We start from the raw sequence: 18,182 nt of genomic DNA, 5'->3' as shown, positions 1-18,182 counted from the left end.
CCGCGGTCGCGGTGGCAGGTTGGCAGCCATCGTGCCATGGGGTGGTCGCCGGGGGACCGGGCACGGTATCGGCTGCACACCTTCAATTGTCCGCCGGATACGGGGCAGACTGACCGCATGGCTGATCAGTACGCGCAATCCGGCGAGGACAGCAGGCCGACCGGGATACCGACGATCCGCTGGGAAGAGCCACCCGAAGGTCCCGTCGTGGTCCTTCTGGACCAGACGAGGCTGCCGGCCGAGGAGGTCGAGCTGGTCTGTACGGACGCGCCCGCGCTGGTGGAGGCGATCCGTTCGCTCGCTGTGCGCGGGGCGCCGGTGCTCGGCATCGCGGGGGCGTACGGCGTCGCGCTCGCCGCCGCGCGCGGCTTCGACGTGGACGAGGCCGCGACCGGGCTCGCGGGTGCCCGGCCCACCGCGGTGAACCTTTCTGTCGGCGTGCGGCGGGCGCAGTCCGCGTATCGGGCCGCGCTCGCCAGGAGCGGCGACGCGGGGCAGGCCGCGGTGGCGGCGCTGGTCGCGGCGCGGGCGTTGCACCGGGAGGACGCCGAGGCCAGTGCTCGGATGGCGGAGCGAGGGCTGGTGCTGTTGGACGAGTTGTTGCCCGGCGGTGGGCATCGGATCCTCACGCACTGCAACACCGGTTCGCTGGTTTCGGGTGGCGAGGGGACGGCGTTCGCGGTCGTGCTCGCGGCGCATCGGGTAGGGCGGCTGAGGCGCCTGTGGGTGGACGAGACGCGTCCGCTGCTGCAGGGTGCTCGCCTGACGGCGTACGAGGCGGCTCGCAGCGGGATGGCGTACACCCTGCTCACCGACAACGCGGCGGGGTCGCTGTTCGCGGCGGGGGAGGTGGACGCGGTGCTGATCGGGGCGGACCGGATCGCGGCCGACGGGTCGGTGGCGAACAAGGTGGGGAGCTATCCGCTCGCGGTGCTCGCGCGGTACCACCATGTGCCGTTCATCGTGGTGGCGCCGGTGACGACGGTGGATCCGGACACGCCGGACGGGGCGTCCATCGAGGTCGAGCAGCGCCCCGGGTTCGAGGTGACCGAGGTCGCCGCGCCGCAGGTGCCGGTGACGGGAGCGGGGGGCGGGATGCCGGTGGCGCCGCTGGGGACCCAGGCGTACAACCCGGCGTTCGACGTGACGCCGCCCGAGCTGGTCACGGCGATCGTCACGGAGGAGGGCGTTGTTTCGCCGGTGACGGCCGAGGCGCTGGAGGAGCTGTGCGCCCGGTCGCGCGAGGTGACCATCGGGTAGCGGTCCGATGGCGGGCGATGCCCGGCCGAAAGCCGTAGGGCCGACCATGAGGTGAAGGTGCGCCTACGCTGGGTGGCTGACAGCCGTTACTGACATCGACGTCGCCGGACGGGGGCAGACAGTGACGACCTGGTACGACTATCGTCACGGGCCAGTGACCCTGCTCACCAGCGCCTCTGTCACTGTTATGAGAATGGGATGATGGCGTTTATGAAGGGACGAGTCCTTGTCGTCGACGACGACACCGCACTGGCCGAGATGCTCGGCATTGTGCTGCGTGGTGAAGGTTTTGAGCCGTCTTTCGTAGCCGACGGCGACAAGGCGCTGGCCGCATTCCGTGAGACCAAACCCGACCTGGTGCTCCTGGACCTGATGCTGCCCGGTCGGGACGGCATCGAGGTGTGCCGCCTGATCAGGGCGGAGTCCGGGGTGCCGATCGTGATGCTCACGGCGAAGAGCGACACCGTCGATGTCGTCGTGGGCCTGGAGTCGGGTGCCGATGACTACATCGTGAAGCCGTTCAAGCCGAAGGAGCTCGTCGCCCGCATCCGGGCGCGGCTGCGGAGGTCGGAGGAGCCGGCGCCCGAGCAGCTCTCCATCGGTGACCTTGTCATCGACGTGGCCGGTCACTCCGTGAAGCGGGACGGGCAGTCGATCGCGCTGACGCCGCTGGAGTTCGACCTGCTGGTCGCGCTGGCGCGCAAGCCGTGGCAGGTGTTCACCCGTGAGGTGCTGCTCGAGCAGGTGTGGGGTTACCGGCATGCCGCCGATACCCGTCTGGTCAACGTGCATGTGCAGCGGCTGCGCTCCAAGGTCGAGAAGGACCCGGAGCGGCCCGAGATCGTGGTGACCGTTCGTGGCGTGGGATACAAGGCAGGACCCAGCTGACATGTCCGGAGACAGTGCCGCTTCGTCGCCCGGGCGGACCGGGGCCCGTGCGGAGCGGCCTGTCGGCCGGAAGACGTCGGGATCCCGCTGGGGACGTTTCTTCGAGGGCGGGCTGCTGCAGGGCGGAGTCCAGGGCAGCCCGGTCCTGAGGCTGTTCATGCGCTGGGTGCGACGGCCGCTGCTGCCTGTCATGCGGCTGTGGCGGCGCAACATCCAGCTCAAGGTCGTCGTCACCACGCTGCTGATGTCGCTGGGCGTGGTGCTGCTGCTCGGGTTCGTCGTCATCGGGCAGGTGCGCAACGGGCTGCTCGACGCCAAGGTGAAGGCGTCGCAGAGCCAGGCCACGGGTGGCTTCTCGGTGGCCAAGCAGAAGGCCGACGCGGCGGTGAGCGCGGGCGGCGAGGACGCCGCGGGCGCGGACGGGCGGGCCAACCAGAACGTCAGCCAGTGGATGGGCGACCTCGTGGAGTCCCTCTCCAGTGGCGGCCAGGGCGCCTTCGACGTCGTCACGCTGCCTGCGGGTGGAGACAGCGGGGGGCGCGGTCCGCGCGCCTCCGGCAACGTCTTTCCGACGACGAGTGTGCCCCAGGACCTGCGGGACCGCGTCGACAGCAGCCTGCTCCCGGCCCAGAGCTACACCCGGATCGTGTACACCGACGGTCAGGAGTCGCAGCCTGCGCTGATCATCGGCAAACAGGTCAACGACCCGAACAACGAGCCGTACCAGCTCTACTACCTCTTCCCGCTCACCCAGGAGGAGAAGTCGCTGAGCCTGGTCAAGGGGACGCTGGCGACGGCCGGGCTCTTCGTCGTCGTACTCCTGGGGGCCATTGCCTGGCTGGTGGTGCGTCAGGTCGTCACGCCGGTGCGGATGGCGGCCGGGATCGCCGAGCGGCTGTCCGCGGGGCGTCTGCAGGAACGTATGAAGGTCACCGGTGAGGACGACATCGCCCGGCTCGGTGAGGCCTTCAACAAGATGGCGCAGAACCTTCAGTTGAAGATCCAGCAGCTGGAGGACCTGTCGCGGATGCAGCGGCGGTTCGTGTCCGACGTGTCGCACGAGCTGCGGACGCCGCTGACGACCGTACGCATGGCCGCGGACGTCATCCATGACGCGCGCGAGGACTTCGATCCGGTGACCGCGCGGTCGGCGGAACTGCTCGCCGACCAGTTGGACCGGTTCGAGTCGCTGCTCGCCGACCTGCTGGAGATCAGCCGGTTCGACGCGGGTGCGGCGGCGCTGGAGGCGGAGCCGATCGATCTGCGGGTGGTCGTGCAGCGGGTCGTCAGCGGGGCCGCGCCGCTCGCCGAGCGCAAGGGCACGCGGATACGCGTCCTGGGCGACCAGCAACCCGTGGTCGCCGAGGCCGACGCCCGGCGTGTGGAGCGGGTGCTGCGCAACCTCGTCGTCAACGCCGTGGAGCACGGCGAGGGCAAGGATGTCGTGGTCAAGCTGGCCTCGGCGGGCGGGGCGGTCGCGGTCGCGGTGCGCGACTACGGCGTGGGGCTCAAGCCCGGTGAGGCGACCCGGGTCTTCAGCCGCTTCTGGCGGGCCGACCCGGCACGCGCGCGTACCACCGGTGGTACGGGTCTGGGGCTGTCCATCGCCCTGGAGGATGCGCGGCTTCACGGCGGCTGGCTGCAGGCGTGGGGCGAGCCGGGTGGTGGCTCGCAGTTCCGGCTGACGCTGCCCAGGACGGCGGACGAGCCGTTGCGGGGCTCACCGATACCGCTGGAGCCCAAGGACTCACGCCGTAATCGTGGACTTAATGACGCCGGCCTGTCCCGCGCGGGGGACGGGGAGAAGCGCGCCACCGTGCCGGTGCAGACATCGAGCGAGCCGGCGCCGCTCGCGCCGAGGATGTCCGCCGCCCCCACCGCGGATCCGACGGCGCTGCCCGGCAACGGCGCGCGCGTGGTCCCGCGGCCCACCGGGGGAGCGAGGCCGGCGGACGACACGGGCGTCGCGGACTCGCAGTCCTCGGATGCCCGGAACGGCGGTCCTGAGGACCGGAACAAGCAAGGGGAGGCAAGTCGTGGGCGCTGACCGCATGGGGGGCGGCCGGCGGGGGCCGGTGCGCACGGTGGTGTCGGTCGCCTGCGGCGCCGTACTGCTGGCGGGGTGCGCCTCGATGCCGGACAGCGGGGACCTGCGCGGGGTGGAGTCCACGCCGCGGCAGGACCCGCAGGTACGGGTCTACGCACTTCCGCCCCGGGAGAACGCCGAGGCGCCGGAGATCGTGGACGGCTTTCTCGAAGCGCTGACCAGCGACGACTCCGATTTCGAGACGGCGCGAAAGTATCTGACCGCCGACGTCGCGCGCACCTGGAAGCCCGAGGCGTCGCTCACGGTGCTCGCGGACGGGCCGGACTCGTCCGAGAAGCTTTCGAGCGGCGGGAAGGACTCGTCCGACGCCGTGTTCTCGCTGACCGGCAAGAAGGTCGCCACCGTCGACGGACAGCAGGTGTACTCGCCCGCCGACGGCCAGTACGACAGGACGCTGCACCTCGTGCGTGAGAAGAAGTCCAAGCAGTGGCGCATCGACTCGCCGCCGCTGGGCGTGGTCATGGGCAAGTCGGACTTCCTGCGTAACTACACGTCGGTCAACAGGTACTACTTCGCCTCGAACTCCTCGACCGAGTCGGACGGTCAGCCGGTGGCCGTCGCCGACCCCGTCTATGTGCGCAAGAAGGTCGACCCGATGACACAGACCGTGAGTCTGCTGCTCGCCGGGCCCTCTCGCTGGCTGAATCCGGTCGTCAGGTCGAGCTTCCCCACCGGTACGGCGCTGAAGAAGGACGTCACCCAGTTGACGCCCGACGACCAGAACCGGCTGACGGTGCCGCTGAATGCCAAGGCGGACCGGGTCGGTTCGAAGAAGTGCCGCGAGATGGCCGCCCAACTCCTGTTCACGTTGCGGGACCTGACCCCCACCGGGGTGAGCTCGGTCGAACTGCAGCGCTCCGACGGCACGCAGCTGTGCGACCCCCTCGACGAGAGCGGCGCCGAGACCGCGGTGGTGCACGAGATCACGAAGGACGGCTACCAGTACTTCATCGACAACAAGCACCGCCTCGTCAGGCTGGCGAGCGCGAGCGCCAACCCGGAGTCCTACGCGGCGGTGCCGGGTGCGCTCGGTGAGGGTGAGAAGGAGCTGCGGTCGGCCGCGGTGTCCCGGGACGAGCGCAAGGCGGCCGGGGTGTCCCTCGACGGCAAAGCGCTGTACGTCGGGTCGCTCGTGTCTGGGACCTCGCTCGGCGAGCCGGTCCTGAGCAGCGACGGCAAGACGCAGAACGACCGGCTCACCACGCCCAGTTGGGACGGCGAGGGCGATCTGTGGGTGGCCGACCGCGACCCCGACCACCCTCGGCTGCTGCTTCTGAAGAAGGGTGCGGGCGAGCCCATCGAGGTCGACACCACGGGGCTCGACGGACGTATCGACGCGGTGCGGATGGCCGCCGACGGAGTGCGGATCGCGCTCATCGTGGAGAAGAAGGGCGGTAAGAAGTCCCTCTACGTCGGGCGGATCGAGCGGGGTGACAAGGCCAGCGGGCAGAAGCCCATCGCGGTCGTCGAACCTCGCTCGGTGGCACCGCAGTTGGTGGAGGTCACCGCCATGTCGTGGGCTGGGGACAGTCGGCTCGTGGTGGTGGGGCGCGAGGACGGTGGCGTGCAGCAGATGGCGTACGTCCAGGTCGACGGCTCCACTCCGGTGGGGTCGGCGCCTGCCGCGCTGACGGGTGTGAAGGCCCTGGCCTCGTCGGAGGACGAGCAGCTGCCGTTGATGGCGTACTCGGAGGAGGACGGCATCGTCCGGCTCCTGTCCGGGGCGAAGTGGCAGCAGGTGGTGAAGGACGGGACGGCGCCGGTCTATCCCGGGTAGGTGCGGCCCGGGTCGGTGTGGTGGGCGGTTTCTGACCGGGGCACGAGCGGTGCCGGGAGTTGTCCACAGGGGGTTGTCCACAGGGGTGGTCGGGCGGCGCGGGCGTTGGCACAGTGGTGGGCATGCGGGGGTGGTGGCAGGACCTGACCGACCTGGTGCTGCCGGCCGAGTGCGGTGGCTGCGGGAGGGCTCGCACGGTGCTCTGTCCGGAATGCCGTGCCGCCCTGAGCGGGACCGTGCCGTGCCGGGTGCGACCGGAGCCGGAGCCGACGGGGCTGCCGGCGGTGTATGCGGCTGCGCGGTACGCCGACGAGGTGCGGGCGGTGCTGCTGGCGCACAAGGAACGTGGCGCACTGACCTTGGCGGCGCCGCTGGGCGCGGCTCTGGCGGGGGCGGTGCGGGCGGGGCTGCGGGAGGCGTGGGCCGGGGGTGCGGCGGGGGGCTGCGGTGCGGTCACGGGGGTTGGTGCGCGGCCGACGGGGGCCGGCTGGGGCTCTGAGGGGCCTGGGTGGGGTTCTGAGGGGGCTGAGCGGGGGCGTCGTGTCGTTGGTCCGGGGTGCTCCCGCGAGGGGCCTGGGGTGGCTGGTGGCGCGTTCGGAGGCCTGACAGGGGGTGGTGGTCGGGAGTCCGTAGGGCCTGGGTGGGCCGGAGGTGTCGCGGGGTGGGGTCTGGCGGAGCCCGTGGAGGGGCGGACGGGTGATTCTGCGGTAGGTGCCGACTGGGGGTCGGAGGGTGCCTCGGTCGGGTGTGGTGGCGGTTTGGCGGGGGCGGGTGGTCGAGGTTCCTTGAGCGCGGCCGCGGGGCGTGGCGGCGGTTCCGCGGGCGCCGGGGCGGAGCACGGCGGCGGTTTGGTGGGCGTGCGCGTAGGTGCGAGCGAAGGCGCGGAGCGTGGTGGCGGATTGGCGGGCGCCTGGGCGGGGTGTGGCGGCGGTTCGGCGGAGGTCGGTGGTCGGGGAGCGGTGGGTGGTGCTGCGGGGTTTGCTGGGGTTGCTGTCGGGCCTGGGGTGAAGTCGGCGGGAGACGGTTCCGGGTTTGTGGCGGCAGCGGGAGCCGGGGGTTCAGGAGCGGGGGGCGGGGTCGTGTTGCTTGTTCCTGTGCCGTCTGCGCGGCGGGTGGTGGGGGCTCGGGGGCATGATCCGGCGCGGCGGATCGCGCTTGCGGCGGCGGGGGAGCTGCGGCGCAGCGGGGTGGCGGCGCGGGTGGTCGGGGTGTTGCGGCAGCGGCGTGCCGTGGCTGATCAGTCGGGGCTCGATTCGCGGGAGCGGCTGGAGAATCTCGCGGGTGCGCTCGAGGTCGTTCCCGGTGGTGGGCGGTTGCTTCTCGGCGGTCCGGTCGTGCTCGTCGACGACCTGATGACGACGGGGGCGTCCCTGACGGAGGCGGCGCGTGCCGTGCGGGCGGCTACGGCTCCGGCTGCGGAGGCGGTCGCGCGGGGGCGTGAGGGCGGCTCGGTCGCGTACGGCTCAGCCGTAACGGCTGTGTACGGCGCGGCCGCTCGGGAAGGCACAAGGGGACGGAGGAATCGATTGGCGGAGGCAGACATGGGCCGTGGGCCCGGAATGGTGCGGACCTATCGTGCCGGTGACGTCATCTGCGCGGCTGTGGTCGCGGCGGCGCCAGGTTCTTTCGAAATAAACCGGAACTGACTGCGAAGTTGCATCGTTGCAGGTAATGAGAGGGCCAATTCACCTGAACGGAGGTACGCCGCGGTAGAGGGTGACGACATCCGTCCGGGCGAGATATGTTCGGTTGTGAGGAAAGGCGCAGGCCACACCTCTCATATCCGATTGCCGTGCCGCGGGTTTTTCACAATCACCCGTCCCGGTGGAGTGGAGATCTTGCCCACGGGGGAGGAGGTGGACGTCACCGAGTCCGAGGTTCCGGGGCTCACCGGGACCTGGTGCAAAAGGGAGATGCTCCGCCAGAGGCGCGGAGTGATCCGGGAACGGAGTTCTGCGTGGACATCGTCGTCAAGGGCCGCAAGACCGAGGTGCCCGAGCGGTTCCGCAAGCACGTGGCCGAGAAGCTGAAGCTGGAGAAGATCCAGAAGCTCGACGGCAAGGTGATCAGCCTCGACGTCGAGGTGTCCAAGGAGCCGAACCCCCGACAGGCCGACCGCTGTGACCGAGTGGAGATCACGCTCCGCTCCCGCGGTCCGGTGATCCGGGCGGAGGCGGCAGCAAGTGATCCGTACGCGGCGCTCGACCTGGCGGCGGAAAAGCTCGACGCCCGGCTGCGCAAGCAGCACGACAAGCGTTACTCCCGTCGCGGCTCACGCCGGCTCACGGCGGCCGAGGTCCCCGACCACGTCCCGGGCGCGGCGACGCTCAACGGGAACGGCAACCCGGTCCATGAGCAGGAGTCGGACGGCGTCCCCACCAAGAAGATCGGCTCGCTGGAAGTGAAGGGCGAAGGCCCCCTCATCGTCCGCGAGAAGACCCACGTCGCCTCCCCGATGACCCTTGACCAGGCTCTTTACGAGATGGAGCTGGTCGGGCACGACTTCTATCTGTTCGTCGACTCCGAGACCAAGGAACCGAGTGTCGTCTACCGGCGGCACGCCTACGACTACGGCGTCATCCACCTCAGCACGGACCCGATGGTCGCCCAGGCGCCGCCGCCCGCGGCCGGCGGCACGCTGGGTGGCTGACGCGCCCGGCTGACGGCTGAGCGGTGCCCCTGGAGCGCGTGTGCGCCCCCAGGGGCACCGGTGTGCGACCACTTCGCGCCCGGCTCTGTCACCGCAGTGTCGTCCGGGCATGAAATCATGGCCGCATCGGCCCAACCGGTGGGTCGTTGCCTTGGGTTGGCGATGGCACATGACCAGCCACAGCCTTCAGGGGGAGGAACGATGGCGGACAGCTTCGGACCGATGCATGACGGGGACGCCGGCGACGGCGTCGTCGGCATGGGATCGGACACGGGCTCACCACGCAAGGAGCCCATCCGTGTTCTGGTCGTCGACGACCATGCCCTCTTCCGACGGGGACTGGAGATCGTGCTCGCGGCCGAGGAGGACATCCAGGTCGTGGGCGAGGCGGGCGACGGCGCCGAGGCCGTCGACAAGGCCGCCGATCTGCTGCCCGACATCGTCCTGATGGACGTACGGATGCCCAAGCGGGGCGGTATCGAGGCGTGCACCTCCATCAAGGAGGTGGCACCCAGCGCCAAGATCATCATGTTGACGATCAGCGATGAGGAAGCCGACCTCTACGAGGCGATCAAGGCGGGCGCGACCGGATATCTCCTCAAGGAGATCTCCACGGACGAGGTGGCCACCGCCATTCGCGCGGTGGCCGACGGGCAGTCGCAGATCAGCCCGTCCATGGCGTCGAAACTGCTCACCGAGTTCAAATCGATGATCCAGCGGACGGATGAACGCCGACTTGTGCCCGCGCCGCGGCTGACGGACCGGGAGCTGGAGGTTCTCAAACTCGTCGCCACGGGTATGAACAACCGCGATATCGCGAAGGAGTTGTTCATCTCCGAGAACACCGTGAAGAACCACGTGCGCAACATCCTGGAGAAGCTGCAGCTGCACTCCAGGATGGAGGCCGTCGTCTATGCGATGCGGGAGAAGATCCTCGAGATCCGCTGAGGTCCGTTGAGGCCCGGCGGTTCCGTCAAGCCAGTGCTCGGGTGAGTTCACTGGTCAGGGGCTCGCGGAGTTCCGGCGCGTCCACTCTTTCGACGCGTACGTCCGTGCAGTCCACCCAGCTCGCCGCCTCGACCAGCGCCTGGGCCACCGCCGGGACCGCCTTCGGGCCGTCCAGGGTGACCTGCCTGGCGACGAGGGTGCGGCCCTCGCGCGCCGGGTCGACGCGGCCGACGAGACGGCCGCCGGCCAGGACCGGCATCGCGAAGTAGCCGTACACCCGCTTCGGCTTGGGGACGTAGGCCTCCAGGCGGTGGGTGAAGCCGAAGATCCGCTCCGTGCGCGCGCGTTCCCAGATCAGGGAGTCGAAGGGCGACAGGAGGGTCGTACGGTGGCGGCCGCGCGGGGGTGTCTCCAGGGCCGCGGGGTCTGCCCAGGCCGGCTTGGACCAGCCCTCGACCGTGACCGGGACCAGGCCCGAGTCGTCGATCACCGCGTCGACCTGGTCGCCCTTGAGGCGGTGGTAGTCGGCGATGTCCGCGCGGGTGCCGACGCCGAGGGACTGGCCGGCGAGGCGGACGAGGGTGCGCAGGCACTCGGCGTCGTCCAGGTCGTCGTGCAGCAGGGCTGTGGGGACGGCGCGTTCTGCCAGGTCGTACACGCGCTTCCAGCCGCGGCGCTCCACGCAGACCACCTCGCCGTACATGAGCGCGCGCTCCACGGCGACCTTTGTGCCGGACCAGTCCCACCACTCGCTGGTCTTCTTCGCGCCGCCCAACTCCGTGGCGGTGAGGGGGCCTTCGGAGCGGAGTTGCTTGATGACCTGGTCGTAGGTGCCGTCCGGGAGGGTGTGGTTCCAGTGGGGGCGGCTGCGGTAGGCGCGGCGGCGGAAGGCGAAGTGGGGCCATTCCTCGATGGGGAGGATGCAGGCGGCGTGGGACCAGTACTCGAAGGCGTGGGTGTCCGTCCAATAGGCGTCCTCGACCGTTTTGCGGCCTACGGCTCCCAGGCGGGCGTACGGGATGAGTTCGTGGGAGCGGGCCAGGACCGAGATGGTGTCGAGTTGGACCGCGCCGAGGTGGCGAAGGGTGCCGCGGACGCCGGCCTTGCGATTGGGGGTGCCGAGGAAGCCCTGGGCGTGGAGGGCGATGCGGCGGGCCTCGTCTGCGGAGAGCGCTGCGGTGGGGCGCGGGGTCGTCATGCTTCCGCACGATAGGAGGTGGGACTGACAGTGGGAGGTGACCTGGGGGTTCTTTGGGGAGTGCGCTGTGTTGGGGTGCTGTCGGGGTATTTCGCCCCCGCCGCCCCTACCCGTCCCGTCCTCCAGGGGCGCTGCCCCTTCGACCCCGTCCCTTCGACCCTGCCCCTGGGGGCTCCGCCCCCAGACCCCGTCGGCCCTGAAGGGGCCTCGTCCTCAAACGCCGGACGGGCTGAAAGCACGGGGCAGGTCAGGAGGTGGATGGTGTGTGCGCCGGCAGATATGGCGCCGTTGACGGCAGACCCAGGTCCGAGGGCAGCAGGGAACCCACCCAGCAGTCTCGTCGTACGCCCTTGTTGTTGACCGCGGAGCGGAGGGTGCCTTCGAGGGTGAAGCCGGCGCGTTCCGCCACCGCGCGGGAGGGGGTGTTGCCTACTTCCGCGCGCCATTCGATGCGGTCGATGGAGAGGGCTGTGAAGGCCCAGCGGGCGGTCGTGGTGGTGGCCTCGGTGATGTAGCCGTTGCCGCGGTGCTCCTTCGTGGCCCAGAAGCCGATTTCGGCGACGCCGAGGGAGCGCATGGTGATGCCGAGCATGCCGACGAGTTCGCCGGAGGGAAGGAAGACGCCGAAGGTGAACATGGAGTTGTTGGCCCAGCCGTCGGGGGCGAACTGTTCCGTGAAGGCCTGTGCGTGCTCGTGGAGATAGGGCGAGGGGAACTGGGAGAGCCAGCGCTGCATCTCGGGGTCCTGGGCGGCGGCGTACACGGCGTCGGTGTCGTCGGGACCGACGGTGCGCAGAACCAGGCGGCCGGTGGTGAGCGTGACGGGTTCCATCGGCCGATTCTGCTCGGGATTCGGCCGCGGACGCCATCTTTTTGCTCTGTGTGAGCGGGCGATCACACTTCGCGCAAATCGTCGGGGGAGCGCGGCACCATCCGCAACCTCCGTCCGTTGTCCCCTTTGACGGAGATTTGAAGCAGCGGACGGTCGGCGTCCTCGGCAGGCTCCCGGCGTGGCCGGGTCCTCGCATACGATGGCCGTTGCTCAGTCAAGTCAAATGGAAACCGACCGTCCCAGGCCCGACCGGCAAGGAGACTTACCCCCGTGTCCGTCCTCTCGAAGATCATGCGTGCAGGCGAAGGCAAGATCCTGCGCAAGCTGCACCGCATCGCGGACCAGGTCAACTCCATCGAAGAGGACTTCGTCGACCTCTCCGACGCCGAGCTGCGGGCCCTCACTGATGAGTACAAGCAGCGGTACATCGATGGTGAGACGCTGGACGACCTGCTGCCCGAGGCGTTCGCCACCGTGCGCGAGGGCGCCAAGCGCGCGCTCGGCCAGCGTCATTACGACGTGCAGATCATGGGTGGCGCCGCCCTCCACCTCGGCTACGTGGCCGAGATGAAGACCGGCGAGGGCAAGACCCTCGTCGGCACCCTGCCCGCGTATCTGAACGCGCTGTCCGGCAAGGGCGTCCACCTGATCACGGTCAACGACTATCTGGCCGAGCGCGACTCCGAGATGATGGGCCGCGTCCACAAGTTCCTGGGCCTGGACGTCGGTTGCATCCTCGCCAACATGACGCCCGCCCAGCGCCGTGAGCAGTACGCGTGCGACATCACGTACGGCACGAACAACGAGTTCGGCTTCGACTACCTGCGCGACAACATGGCGTGGTCCAAGGACGAGCTCGTCCAGCGCGGCCACAACTTCGCGATCGTCGACGAGGTCGACTCCATCCTGGTCGACGAGGCCCGTACGCCGCTGATCATCTCCGGCCCGGCCGACCAGGCCACCAAGTGGTACGGCGACTTCGCCAAGCTGGTCACCCGCCTGAAGAGGGGCGAGGCCGGCAACCAGCTCAAGGGCATCGAGGAGACCGGCGACTACGAGGTCGACGAGAAGAAGCGCACGGTCGCCATCCACGAGCCCGGTGTCGCCAAGGTCGAGGACTGGCTGGGCATCGACAACCTCTACGAGTCGGTGAACACCCCTCTGGTGGGCTACCTGAACAACGCCATCAAGGCGAAGGAGCTCTTCAAGAAGGACAAGGACTACGTCGTCATGGACGGCGAAGTCATGATCGTCGACGAGCACACCGGCCGTATCCTCGCCGGCCGCCGCTACAACGAGGGCATGCACCAGGCGATCGAGGCGAAGGAAGGGGTGGACATCAAGGACGAGAACCAGACGCTCGCCACGATCACCCTCCAGAACTTCTTCCGCCTCTACAAGCGCCACGACCACAACGACAAGGAACAGCCCGGCCTCTGCGGCATGACCGGTACGGCGATGACCGAGGCCGCCGAGTTCCACCAGATCTACAAGCTCGGCGTCGTCCCGATCCCGACCAACCGGCCCATGGTCCGCAAGGACCAGTCGGACCTGATCTACCGCACCGAGGTCGCGAAGTTCGAGGCGGTCGTCGACGACATCGTCGAGAAGCACGAGAAGGGCCAGCCGATCCTCGTCGGTACGACGTCGGTCGAGAAGTCCGAGTACCTCTCGCAGCAGCTCAGCAAGCGCGGAGTCCAGCACGAGGTGCTGAACGCCAAGCAGCACGACCGGGAGGCGACGATCGTCGCCCAGGCCGGCCGCAAGGGTGCCGTGACCGTGGCCACCAACATGGCCGGCCGTGGTACCGACATCAAGCTCGGCGGCAACCCCGAGGACCTCGCCGAGGCCGAGCTGCGCCAGCGCGGCCTCGACCCCGAGGAGCACATCGAGGAGTGGGCGCAGGCACTGCCCGCCGCCCTGGAGCGTGCCGAGCAGGCGGTCAAGGCGGAGTTCGAGGAGGTCAAGGACCTCGGCGGGCTCTACGTCCTCGGTACCGAGCGGCACGAGTCGCGTCGTATCGACAACCAGCTGCGCGGTCGTTCCGGCCGTCAGGGCGACCCGGGTGAGTCCCGCTTCTACCTGTCGCTCGGCGACGACCTGATGCGTCTGTTCAAGGCCCAGATGGTCGAGCGCGTGATGTCGATGGCGAACGTCCCGGACGACGTGCCGATCGAGAACAAGATGGTCACGCGCGCGATCGCGTCCGCCCAGTCGCAGGTCGAGCAGCAGAACTTCGAGACGCGTAAGAACGTCCTGAAGTACGACGAGGTCCTCAACCGCCAGCGCGAGGTCATCTACGGCGAGCGGCGCCGCGTCCTGGAGGGCGAGGACCTGCACGAGCAGGTACAGCACTTCATGAACGACACGATCGACGCGTACATCGGCGCGGAGACCGCCGAGGGCTTCGCGGAGGACTGGGACCTCGACCGGCTGTGGGGCGCGTTCAAGCAGCTCTACCCGGTGAAGATCACCGTCGAGGAGCTGGAGGACGCGGCCGGTGACCGGGCCGGGCTGACCGCCGACTTCATCTCCGAGTCCATCAAGGACGACATCCACGAGCAGTACGAGGGGCGCGAGGCGCAGCTCGGCTCCGAGATCATGCGTGAGCTGGAGCGCCGGGTCGTGCTGTCGGTCCTGGACCGCAAGTGGCGCGAGCACCTCTACGAGATGGACTACCTCCAGGAGGGCATCGGCCTGCGCGCGATGGCGCAGAAGGACCCGCTGGTCGAGTACCAGCGCGAGGGCTTCGACATGTTCACCGCCATGATGGAGGGCATCAAGGAGGAGTCCGTCGGCTACCTGTTCAACCTGGAGGTCCAGGTCGAGCAGCAGGTCGAGGAGGTCCCGGTCGAGGACGACAAGCCGTCGCTCGACAAGCAGGACTCGGTGCCGGCGCAGGCGGGTGCGCGTCCGGAGATCCGTGCGAAGGGGCTCGACGCTCCGCAGCGTCGGGATCTGCACTTCTCCGCGCCGACCGTGGACGGCGAGGGTGGTGTCGTCGAGGGCGAGTTCGCCGACGACGAAGAGCCGGTGCGGTCCGAGGCGGATGGCCTCACGCGGGCGGAGCGGCGCAAGCAGTCGCGTGGGCGGCGCCGCAAGAAGTGACGGTGTCCGCGACGCTGTAGCGGTGTGAAGGGCCGGGCCACCTGGGGTGGCCCGGCCCTTCGGCGTTCGTCTGCGGGTGCGTGGGGGGCACCCGCACCGCCTGTGCGGGCCTGTCCTGCGAGGGCTCCTGGTGTCAGGCGTCGTCCGTGCGGCTGCCCCTGGGGCCGCCCAGTTCCACCGCTGCGCAGCGCCAGCGGCGGTCCCGGCCCTGTTCCAGGCGGAAGGCCATGGCGCGGAGCTGGTCGCCGGCGCCGATGCGGGCGAAGGCCTCGACCGCGCCGTCGCGGGGGACGTAGTAGCCGATGTCGCGGACGACGGGGCGGGTGCCGTGGGTGCGGAGGGGGCCGCGTTCGGCGAGCACGGCGAGTTCGTCGTAGGCCTGGCCGATGGTGTGCCGGAGCATCGAGTGGACGGGGCGCTGGCCGCTGAGGACCGCGAGGAGGAGGTCGGCGAAGAGGTCGGTGGGGCGAGGCTGGGGAATGGGCCCGCGAGGGGTCTGGGAGGGGACGACAGGGGCGCCGAGGGGCCTTTCGCGGGCCTCTGAGTGAGCCGTCGGCGGGCGGTTGTCGGCGGGGGCGGTGCGCGGGCCGGTGCCGGTCCGTGAGCGCGGCGGGCGGCCGTCGTCCGCGGCGGTGCGGGGCGTGCCGCCGGTCGGGGTGCGGGGCGGGGTGGTGCCGGGGCGGCGTGCGTCACGGCGGCCCGGGGGGCGGGTGCCCGGACGGTTCTGTGCCCTGGTCATGACCTTGTTCATGGGGTCCCCGTTCGGTGAGCCCGGAGTTGTACCGGGCGGTAACTTTTCGTGTTGGGGATCTTGTACGGGGCCGCGGGTGGCAGCGGCAAGGAAGCCCAGGGTCAGGTCGAGCGGCCGGAATGTTCACTTATCCGAGTGAGCGAGGCGGGCTGAAGGCCATGACCGCGGGGGCACACCGGGTGAGTTCCCGGACCGGGGTGGACGCCTGCGGACGTAGAGGCAGGGACTCGAAAGGGGACGCCCGCACGTATCCTGAAGGCCTTCACCGAGGCCCCGGCGGAGCACTCAGACCCCGCCCTCCGACCACGAAAGCGGCAGCCCATGCGCGTCTACGTCCCCCTGACCCTCTCCGGTCTCGCCGAGGCGTACAAGACGGGCGAGCTGGGGTCCGGACCGCTCGTCGCCTACGCCGTGACGCCCGCGTTGCGCGAGTGGTACCTCTCCGACGACATCGAGGAGCTGGAGTACGCGGCGCTGAACCGGGCCGCGCTCGCCTCGCTGCGGCTGCTGGCGGCCGATCCTGAGGCGGTACGGCGCCGGGTCGTGGTCGCCGTCGACGTGCCCGACGGCGCGGCGGTCTCCGACCCCGACCGAGGGCTCGACCCGGCCGCGCTGGGCGAGGTGCGGGTCGACCGGGCCGTACCGCTGGGCAAGGCGGCCGCCGTGCACGTCGACGCGGGTGACGCCGAGACGGATGTGACCGCGGCCGCGCAGGCGCTCGCGGCGGCGGACGGCGGGGACGACGACGCGCAGTTCGTCGTGGACGGAGCCGAGGACCACGAACTGCTCTGGTTCGCCACGCAGGAGATCCCGAACCTGGTCGGGCTGGGGAACTGAGGGGCCGGCCGTGCCTCTGTGACCTGCTGGTCACTTGATTGTCAGTGGCGGCGGGTACATTTTTTTGACATGGGGAAGCAAACGGGCGCGCACATTGTGTGGGACTGGAACGGGACGCTGTTCCACGACAATGATGCGATCATCGGGGCGACGAACGCGGCGTTCGCCGAGCTGGGACTCGCGCCGATCACGATGGAGCGGTATCGGGCGCTGTACTGCGTGCCGGTGCCGAAGTTCTACGAGCGGCTGTTGGGGCGGCTGCCGACCGACGCCGAGTGGGTCGTCATGGACGAGACCTTCCATCGGTACTACACCGAGCATCGGGTCGGTTGCGGGCTCACGGTGGGTGCGGCCGAGCTGCTCGCGGGGTGGCGGTCGGCGGGGCGCAGCCAGTCGATCCTCAGCATGTACGGGCACGAGGAACTGCTTCCGCTGGTCCGGGGGTTCGGGATCGAGGCGCACTTCATACGCGTCGACGGACGGACCGGGCCCTCCGGGGGCAGCAAGGCCGAGCACATGACGCGACACCTCGCGGCACTGACGGGGGCGGCGGGAGTGGACCCTGCGCGGACCGTGGTGATCGGGGACGCGGCCGACGACGCGGTGGCGGCGCGGCATGTGGGGGCGCGGGCCGTGCTGTACACGGGGGGTTCGCACAGCCGGGCCAGTCTGGAGGAGGTCGGGGTGCCGGTGGTGGACACTCTGGCGGAGGCGGTTGTGGAGGCGGAGCGGCTCGCGGCGTAGCTGCGGGGCCGGCTCATCAGGTTCCCGGGGGCGGGGGCTGAGCGGTGGCGGTGCGTGGGTCGGTGGGATCCGCGCGACCAGCCTCCACCCAGCCGCAGTCGAACGGCTACCTCACCGGCACGCCCCTCACGTCACCGGCGCCTTCGCCCGCAGGATCGTCAAGAACTCGCGCATCCAGCGGGAGTGGTCCGGCCAGGCCCGGGCAGAGACCAGCGTGCCGTCCACGACCGCCTCGGCGTCCTGGAAGGTGGCCCCGGCCGCCTGCATGTCGAGTTCCAGGGCGGGGTAGGCCGTGACGCGGCGGCCGCGGAGGCCGTCGATCGCGGCGGTGAGCAGGGGACCGTGGCAGATCTGGGCGACCGGCTTGTCCGCGTCGAAGAAGGACTTGACGATCTTGCGGAGCTCGGGGTCGTTGCGCAGGTACTCGGGGGCGCGGCCGCCGGGGATGACGATCGCGGCGTACTGACCGGGGTCGACCTCGGCGAAGGCGAGGTCGGCGGGCCAGGTGTAGCCGGGCTTCTCGGTGTAGGTGTCGAAGCCGGGTTCGAAGTCGTGGACGACGAACCGGAGCTTCTTGCGGGTGGGGGCCGCGATGTGGACGTCGTAGCCCTCTTCACGGAGGCGCTGGTAGGGGTACAGGACCTCCAGTGACTCCGCTGCGTCGCCGGTGACGATCAGGATTTTGGCTGTCATGTCGGCAATGTGCATCCGGAACAGGCCCTTGCCAAGGGGGCTGGCCGATGACGCCCACCGCATGATGTGCCGCTCTCTGCCCCTGTGCAGAACGTCAAAGTTCTACCCCCGGTTTTGTACACATACGGCTCATGACGGGCCCCCTGTAAGGAGCGATAGCCTTAGTGGCGTGATCAGCGCGATAGCTCGCGGGGGCATCGTTGCCCCTGCCCTGCGCCCGGAGAGCACGGACCACATCCGTGACCGGGCGGCGGTCGCTGGTCTTCGCGGGCGGGGCGGGGGCACATGGGCCCCCGGGGCGCCGCGCACATCCCCTGGAGCGGCGTCGCAGAGAGCAGCGTCACATCCGTCGGGCGTGCCAAGAATGGCTGATAACCCCCCGCTCATCT

14 protein-coding genes and 1 pseudogene are annotated in these 18,182 nt (G+C 69.8%); 11 read left to right on the top strand and 4 right to left on the bottom strand.

All coding sequences use genetic code 11. The annotated features are described in order from the left end of the window. Window positions 1-117: 117 nt before the first annotated feature. The 8 genes and pseudogenes from mtnA (at window position 118) to OHU89_RS20695 (ending at window position 9,630) form a co-directional block, all read left to right on the top strand. Window positions 118-1,260: an S-methyl-5-thioribose-1-phosphate isomerase gene (mtnA, locus tag OHU89_RS20730; RefSeq protein WP_405644869.1), complete on the top strand. Its 1,143-nt coding sequence runs from the start codon at window positions 118-120 to the stop codon at window positions 1,258-1,260. A 198-nt stretch (window positions 1,261-1,458) separates the two neighbouring features. Then, window positions 1,459-2,148, top strand: coding sequence for a two-component system response regulator MtrA (gene mtrA, locus OHU89_RS20725; protein ID WP_199924729.1), 690 nt, complete (start codon window positions 1,459-1,461; stop codon window positions 2,146-2,148). A 1-nt stretch (window position 2,149) separates the two neighbouring features. Further along, window positions 2,150-4,195, top strand: a complete 2,046-nt coding sequence (mtrB, locus tag OHU89_RS20720) for an MtrAB system histidine kinase MtrB (protein ID WP_405644868.1) — start codon at window positions 2,150-2,152, stop codon at window positions 4,193-4,195. Further along, the gene (locus tag OHU89_RS20715) at window positions 4,185-6,032 is read left to right on the top strand and encodes an LpqB family beta-propeller domain-containing protein (RefSeq protein ID WP_405644866.1); all 1,848 of its coding nucleotides are present in this window, start codon (window positions 4,185-4,187) and stop codon (window positions 6,030-6,032) included. The genes mtrB and OHU89_RS20715 overlap by 11 nt, the downstream gene beginning before the upstream one ends. Window positions 6,033-6,154: 122 nt before the next feature. Further along, a pseudogene (locus tag OHU89_RS20710) lies at window positions 6,155-6,481 on the top strand (ComF family protein); the annotation flags it as partial. Window positions 6,482-6,991: 510 nt separating this feature from the next. Then, window positions 6,992-7,678 (top strand): ComF family protein, encoded by a 687-nt coding sequence (locus OHU89_RS20705; RefSeq protein ID WP_405654588.1) that lies wholly within the window; start codon window positions 6,992-6,994, stop codon window positions 7,676-7,678. A gap of 311 nt (window positions 7,679-7,989) precedes the next feature. Then, complete coding sequence (hpf, locus tag OHU89_RS20700; RefSeq protein WP_405644865.1) at window positions 7,990-8,682, top strand: ribosome hibernation-promoting factor, HPF/YfiA family; 693 nt, start codon at window positions 7,990-7,992, stop codon at window positions 8,680-8,682. A 201-nt stretch (window positions 8,683-8,883) separates the two neighbouring features. Further along, a complete protein-coding gene (locus OHU89_RS20695) occupies window positions 8,884-9,630 on the top strand; it encodes a response regulator transcription factor (protein ID WP_365402026.1) in 747 nt (248 codons plus the stop codon). Between the two features lie 25 nt (window positions 9,631-9,655). Here the strand turns inward: OHU89_RS20695 and OHU89_RS20690 are convergent, their stop codons facing one another. Both OHU89_RS20690 and OHU89_RS20685 read right to left on the bottom strand, forming a co-directional pair. Continuing rightward, entirely contained in the window at window positions 9,656-10,828 is a 1,173-nt protein-coding gene (locus tag OHU89_RS20690; protein WP_405644863.1) for a winged helix-turn-helix domain-containing protein, read from the bottom strand. A gap of 247 nt (window positions 10,829-11,075) precedes the next feature. Next, entirely contained in the window at window positions 11,076-11,660 is a 585-nt protein-coding gene (locus OHU89_RS20685) for a GNAT family N-acetyltransferase (protein ID WP_405644862.1), read from the bottom strand. A gap of 270 nt (window positions 11,661-11,930) precedes the next feature. Between OHU89_RS20685 and secA the strand changes: the two genes are divergently transcribed. After that, window positions 11,931-14,768: a preprotein translocase subunit SecA gene (secA, locus tag OHU89_RS20680; protein ID WP_266891607.1), complete on the top strand. Its 2,838-nt coding sequence runs from the start codon at window positions 11,931-11,933 to the stop codon at window positions 14,766-14,768. Between the two features lie 133 nt (window positions 14,769-14,901). On the opposite strand, the gene OHU89_RS20675 is transcribed toward secA, so the two are convergent. Continuing rightward, window positions 14,902-15,519, bottom strand: a complete 618-nt coding sequence (locus OHU89_RS20675; RefSeq protein ID WP_405644859.1) for an Rv3235 family protein — start codon at window positions 15,517-15,519, stop codon at window positions 14,902-14,904. Window positions 15,520-15,840: 321 nt separating this feature from the next. Between OHU89_RS20675 and OHU89_RS20670 the strand changes: the two genes are divergently transcribed. Continuing rightward, complete coding sequence (locus OHU89_RS20670) at window positions 15,841-16,356, top strand: DUF6912 family protein (protein WP_405644857.1); 516 nt, start codon at window positions 15,841-15,843, stop codon at window positions 16,354-16,356. 69 nt (window positions 16,357-16,425) lie between these two features. Next, window positions 16,426-17,100: an HAD family hydrolase gene (locus tag OHU89_RS20665; RefSeq protein ID WP_266891613.1), complete on the top strand. Its 675-nt coding sequence runs from the start codon at window positions 16,426-16,428 to the stop codon at window positions 17,098-17,100. A 126-nt stretch (window positions 17,101-17,226) separates the two neighbouring features. Here the strand turns inward: OHU89_RS20665 and OHU89_RS20660 are convergent, their stop codons facing one another. After that, on the bottom strand, window positions 17,227-17,793 hold the full coding sequence (locus OHU89_RS20660; protein ID WP_046260964.1) for a DJ-1/PfpI family protein: 567 nt from the start codon (window positions 17,791-17,793) through the stop codon (window positions 17,227-17,229). Between the last annotated feature and the right edge of the window lie 389 nt (window positions 17,794-18,182).

It is taken from the genome of Streptomyces sp. NBC_00019 (genome assembly GCF_045041015.1).
Lineage (GTDB): Bacteria > Actinomycetota > Actinomycetes > Streptomycetales > Streptomycetaceae > Streptomyces.
The sequence above is the reverse complement of the archived record's forward strand: the minus strand, read 5'-3'. Positions and strand labels throughout refer to the sequence as shown.